The sequence below is a fragment of the Kocuria atrinae C3-8 genome (assembly GCF_000286355.1).
Classification (GTDB): domain Bacteria; phylum Actinomycetota; class Actinomycetes; order Actinomycetales; family Micrococcaceae; genus Kocuria; species Kocuria atrinae_A.
The window spans coordinates 23,523-29,568 of sequence record NZ_AJXN01000119.1 but is presented as its reverse complement, the minus strand read 5'-3'; the positions used below and the strand labels follow the sequence as shown (position 1 = coordinate 29,568).

2 protein-coding genes and 3 pseudogenes are annotated in these 6,046 nt (G+C 65.2%); all 5 read left to right on the top strand.

Annotated features, from left to right (window positions below; genetic code table 11):
* A pseudogene (locus tag YO9_RS0112720) lies at window positions 1-348 on the top strand (TCP-1/cpn60 chaperonin family protein); the annotation flags it as partial.
* 160 nt (window positions 349-508) lie between these two features.
* Entirely contained in the window at window positions 509-2,557 is a 2,049-nt protein-coding gene (locus YO9_RS0112715; RefSeq protein WP_016997827.1) for an acyltransferase family protein, read from the top strand.
* 112 nt (window positions 2,558-2,669) lie between these two features.
* Window positions 2,670-4,164, top strand: a pseudogene (guaB, locus tag YO9_RS0112710) (IMP dehydrogenase).
* A 49-nt stretch (window positions 4,165-4,213) separates the two neighbouring features.
* A pseudogene (locus YO9_RS0112705) lies at window positions 4,214-5,334 on the top strand (GuaB3 family IMP dehydrogenase-related protein).
* Between the two features lie 147 nt (window positions 5,335-5,481).
* Window positions 5,482-6,045: an SURF1 family protein gene (locus YO9_RS18585; protein WP_223286535.1), complete on the top strand. Its 564-nt coding sequence runs from the start codon at window positions 5,482-5,484 to the stop codon at window positions 6,043-6,045.
* Window position 6,046 lies beyond the last annotated feature (1 nt).

Sequence of the window (6,046 nt, the reverse complement as noted above, 5' to 3'; positions counted from 1 at the left end):
CACGCCTCCAAGGCGCTCGACGGCGTGAACTCGGTCTCGACGGCGACGCCGCCACGGCCGTGGGCATCGTGCGTCGCGCTGGTCCAGCCGCTGCGCTGGATCGCCGAGAACGCCGGCGCCGACGGTTACGTTGTGGCCGCCCGCGTGGCCGAAATGGAACCGGGCCACGGCTACAACGCCGTGACCGGCGAGTACGAGAACCTGGTCAAGGCCGGCATCATCGATCCGGTCAAGGTCACGCGTTCCGCTCTGCAGAACGCAGCATCCATTGCCGCCCTGGTGCTCACCACCGAAACTCTGGTGGCCGAGAAGAAGAACGACGATGAGGATCACCATCACCAGCACTGATCTGCTGTGATGAAATCCACGCTGACCGGCGGCTTTGCCCACATCACGGGGCGGGCCGCCGGTTTTTCTGTGCGTCCATCCGATACCTGTCGCCACAAGCGATGACGACTGCTGTGACACCGATTCTGTATGGCCACTCGCTGGGGTTAAGGTGACAACCATGCCCGAAACCATTGCCCCTCGACCGAACGCGACCGACGTCCGCCCGGACGTCGTCTCGCGCTACTCCGGTTTCCGAAAAGAAGTCCAGGGTCTGCGCGCCGTAGCGGTGTTGCTCGTGGTGGTCTACCACGTGTTCCTGGGCCGGGTTTCGGGCGGCGTGGACATCTTCTTGCTGATCTCCGCGTTCTTCATGACGCTTTCATTCGTCCGCAAGATCGAGAGCGGCCGCCCCCTGGCCATCGGCCGGTACTGGCTGCACACGTTCAAGCGGTTGCTCCCGCTGGCCACCGTGGTGATCCTGGTGACCATCGGGCTTCTCACCGAGTTCCCGGAGTCCTCGGTCGCTCAGTTCCGCTGGGAAGCGCTGGCCTCCGTGTTCTACGTGGAGAACTGGGCGCTCGCGGCGGCGTCGGTGGATTATTACGCGGCCGACCATTCCACGGCTTCGCCGTTCCAGCACTTCTGGTCACTGTCGGTCCAGGGCCAGGTTTTCTTGCTGTGGCCGTTGATCTTCGGTTTCGCATGGTTGGTACGACGCCGCACTCGCATCAGTTCGGTGCCGATCCTGGCGGTGTGCTTCGGCCTGATTTTTGCGGCCTCCATGGTGTACTCGGTGATCACCACCGAGACCCAGCAGGCCTTCGCGTACTTCGATACCCGCGCCCGACTGTGGGAATTCGCGCTGGGCTCCCTGATCGCCCTGGCGATTCCCTACCTCAACCCGCCACGCGTGGTGCGCATCGTCCTCGGCTGGGTGGGCATCGTGAGCATGGTGTCCGTGGGTGTCCTGGTGGATGTCCAGGGGGCCTTCCCCGGCTGGATCGCCCTGTGGCCGTTGCTGTCCGCAGCCGCGATCATCGTGGCGGGTAATACCGAATCCCCGCTCGGGTTCGACCGGTTCCTGTCCTGGTGGCCCGTGGTCAAGCTGGGCGACGCAGCCTACGCCCTGTACCTGGTGCACTGGCCACTGCTGATCACGTACCTGGTCATGACCGACCGCCCGTGGGCGGGACCGCGTTCCGGCGTGGCCATCGTGATTGTCTCCATCATCCTGGCGCTGGTGCTCACCGCGTTCATCGAGGATCCGATCAAGGCCTGGAAATGGCCGGAGAGGACCAAGCGTCGTCTGGCCATCGTCATCGTCACATGCCTGGCTCTCGTGTCCACCGCTGTCCTCACCTGGACCGGCGTGGACTCCTACCGCACCGCTCAGTTGGAAGCGGACGCGGAACGAAACAACCCCGGTGCTATGTCGCTGATGAGTGATTACCAGCCGGACGCGGATCCGGAAGCGCCCACCTTGCCGTTGGCAGCGGACCTGGGCAATCAGTGGGTGGGCCTTCCCGAAGAATGTACGGATGAATTCGCGGCCGACAACGCCACGGTGCAGGACTTCTGCCGCCAGACCGAGAAGGTCGAGAACCCCACCAAGACCGTGGTGGTGGTCGGCAACTCCCACATGGAGCAGTACATGGGTGCCGTGATCCCCATGGCGAAGGAAGAGAACTGGCAAATGGTGTCCCTCCTTCAGCCCGGTTGTGGGCTGGGCCTGGAAGGTCAGTCCGAGGTGTGCCGCGAAGGTAACCAGGCGGCTCTGGACTACGTGGAGAAGCTCAAGCCGGACGTCGTCCTGACCACGTCCACGCGCGGTGAGCTCATGGACGGCAGCCAGGAGAAGGTCATTGCGGGCCTGCCCGCGGTCATCGAGGACCTCACCGACGAGGGCATCCGCGTGGTCGGCTTCCGTGACCACGCCCGTCTGGACTTCAACCCGTACACGTGCGTTGAGTCCAAGGGCCCGGATGACCCCTCGTGCACCGCGCCTGCGTCGCAGGTTCTCGCGCCCAGTAACCCCGCCCAGGAACTGGATTCGATCGAGAACTACCGCAACGTGGATCTCAACGATCTGATCTGCCCGGACGGCCAGTGCCGACCGGTCATCGGCAACGTGCACGTCTGGTTGGATGCCCACCACCTCACGTGGGACTATGCGGAAACCATGACCGTTCCGGCCAACGACCGGCTCTACAACGCGATCGCTGGTTAAACGAGGCGGAGGTCACCTTGGCCGCCGAGTGGTAGACGCATGACCGTAGAATGAAACGGAAACTACTTGGTGAAAGGGAGCTTTCGTGACCGATGCCGTGCCCACCGCACTCATGGACGACCCGTTCGGCTTGACCGGACTGACCTACGATGACGTTCTGTTGCTTCCCGGCAACACGGACGTGATTCCTTCCGAAGCGTCGACCAAGACCCGGCTCTCACGCCGGATCGAAGTTGAGGCGCCTGTTCTCTCCGCGGCCATGGACACCGTGACCGAATCTGCCATGGCCATCTCCATGGCACGCCTGGCGGCCTGGGCGTGATCCACCGGAACCTGTCCATCCAGGACCAGGCTGACCACGTGGACCGCGTCAAGCGCAGCGAGTCCGGCATGATCACCAACCCGGTGACCGTGGGTCCGGATGCCACACTGGCGGAGCTGGATCACCTGTGCGGCTACTACAAGGTCTCTGGTCTGCCCGTGGTGGACGAGAACCAGAAGCTGCTGGGCATCATCACCAACCGCGACACCCGCTACCTTCCGGAGTCAGACTTCGCGACCCGCACAGTGCGCGAGGTCATGACCCCCATGCCGCTGGTGACGGGCAATGTGGGGATGAGCAAGGACGAGGCCCACAAGCTGTTGGCCACGCACAAGATCGAGAAGCTGCCCCTGGTAGACGAGCAGGACCGGCTCACCGGCCTGATCACCGTCAAGGACTTCACCAAGGCCGAGCAGTACCCGCTGGCCACCAAGGACGACGAGGGTCGTCTGCGCGTAGGCGCGGCGGTCGGTTTCTTCGGTGACGGTTTCGAACGTGCCATGACCCTGATCGATGCCGGCGTGGACGCGCTGTTCATCGACACGGCCAACGGCCACTCACAGGGTGTGCTGGACATGATCTCGCGCCTCAAGAACGAGTCCGCAGCCGCCCACGTGGACATCATCGGCGGCCAGGCAGCAACCCGTGCCGGTGCACAGGCCATCGTGGACGCCGGAGCGGACGCCGTCAAGGTGGGCGTGGGGCCCGGCTCCATCTGTACCACCCGCGTCATTGCCGGTGTGGGCGTTCCCCAGATCACCGCGATCAACGAGGCCGCCAAGGCCACCATCCGGCGGGGGTCCCGATGATCGCTGACGGCGGTCTGCAGTTCTCCGGTGACATCGGCAAGGCCCTGGTGGCCGGTGCCGATTCCGTGATGCTCGGCTCTTTGCTGGCCGGCTGTGACGAGTCTCCGGGAGAGCTGGTGTTCGTGGCGGGCAAGCAGTACAAGGCCTACCGCGGCATGGGTTCGTTGGGCGCCATGCAGTCCCGCGGCAAGAACACCTCCTACTCCAAGGACCGTTACTTCCAGGCGGACGTCTCCGACGACGAGAAGCTGATCCCCGAGGGTATCGAGGGCCAGGTGCCCTACCGCGGTCCCTTGGCCTCCGTGCTGCACCAGTTGGACGGTGGCCTGCGCCAGACCATGTTCTACGTGGGCGCTCACAACGTGGAGGAGCTCAAGATGAAGGGCCGGTTCGTGCGCATCACTCCGGCCGGGCTCAAGGAATCTCACCCGCACGACATCACCATGACCGTGGAATCGCCCAACTACAAGCGCTGATTCACCCCTCCCGCTACTCGCGCACGGACGCGCGGGGAAAGGACTAACCGTGAGCTACGACATTGAGCTGGGCCGTTCCAAGCGGGCCCGCCGCACGTTCAACCTGGATGAGATCGCCCTGGTCCCGTCGCGGCGTACCCGCGATCCGCAGGACGTGAGCACGCACTGGCAGATCGACGCGTACAAGTTCGACATTCCCGTGGTGGGTGCGCCCATGGACTCGGTCATGTCGCCGGAAACGGCCATTGCACTGGGTCAGGCCGGCGGCCTGGGTGTGCTGGACCTCGAGGGGCTGTGGACTCGCTATGAGGACCCGCAGCCGGTTCTGGACGAGATCGCCGATCTGTCCTCGGACAACGTCCCCGAGGCCACGCGTCGGATGCAGGAGCTCTACAGCGCCCCCATCCAGCCCGAGCTGATCAAGGCCCGCTTGGCCGAAATCCGTGAGGCCGGCGTGATCGTGTCCGGTTCGTTGTCGCCGCAGCGCGTGGTCGAGCACTACAAGACCGTGCTCGAGGCCGGCGTGGACCTGTTCGTCATCCGCGGCACCACGGTCTCCGCCGAGCACGTGTCACGGAACAGGAACCGCTGGACCTCAAGAAGTTCATCTACGACCTGGACGTCCCGGTCATAGTGGGTGGCGCGGCCGGTTACACCCCGGCGCTACACCTCATGCGCACCGGTGCCGCCGGCGTGCTCGTGGGCTTCGGCGGCGGCGCCTCGCTGCGCACCGAGTCCATCCTGGGCATCCACGCGGCCATGGCCACGGCCATTTCCGACGTCGCCGCGGCCCGTCGCGATTACCTGGACGAGTCCGGTGGTCGGTACGTGCACGTGATCGCCGACGGCGGTTTGGGCACCTCGGGGGACATCGTCAAGGCCATCGCGATGGGCGCCGACGCCGTCATGCTCGGTACCGTGCTCGCGCGCGCCGAGGAAGCCCCCGGGCAGGGCTGGCTGTGGGGCGCGGAGTCCCACCACCAGCACTCACCGCGCGGGGAGCGCACCAGCGTGGGCACCGTGGGCTCCCTGGAAGAGGTGTTGAACGGTCCGGCGCGCCACGTGGACGGTTCCTCGAACATCATCGGTGCGCTGCGACGAGCCATGGCCACGACCGGTTACTCGGACCTCAAGGAGTTCCAGCGTGCTGAGGTCGTGATCCGCGGCTAATCACCGCATGGCTGAGTCTGAGTGGGCCGTCCTGAGCGTTGTCTGATCCCCGCGGGGATTTGGGAAACGCACAGGGCGGCCCACTACTCTTGTGTGGTGCTCAAGATCGCTCTCAGCCCCCGGTCGCTCGCCTTTCTGACGGTGAGCTTGATCATCGCGGCGCTCTTCGTGATCTTGAGCATGTGGCAGCTGAGCAGCTCCGATCAGGCCTCCACCGTGGCCGATCCTGACAAGGACCGTGTGAAGCCCTTGACCGAGGTGATCAAACCCGGAGAGGTGGCCACCGCAACCACCGCGGATCACACCGTGGAGATCACCGGCAGCTACGTTCCCGACTCCACCGTGGTCATCCCCGGCCGTCTGTACGACGGCGCGGAAGGGTACTGGGTGGTCACGGAACTCGTGATCCAAGACTCCGAAGAACTCTGGGATGCCGCCAACGGTCCCATGTCCATGGCCGTGGCGCGCGGCTGGGTGGAATCCGCCGATCAGGTGCCCGCGGCGCCGTCGGAACCCGTGACCGTTGCGGGTCGTTTCTTGCCGCCCGAGGCGCCCCTGGGGGATGCCGAACTGCCGGAGGGGCAACTGCCCTCGCTGTCTCCCGCGCAGCTGACCAACGTGTGGGCCGCACCCCTGTACTCCGGCTACATTGCGGCCGCCGCAGAGGTCCCCGCGGCGGATGAGCTGCCGGTGACCGAGCAGGGCTCCTGAC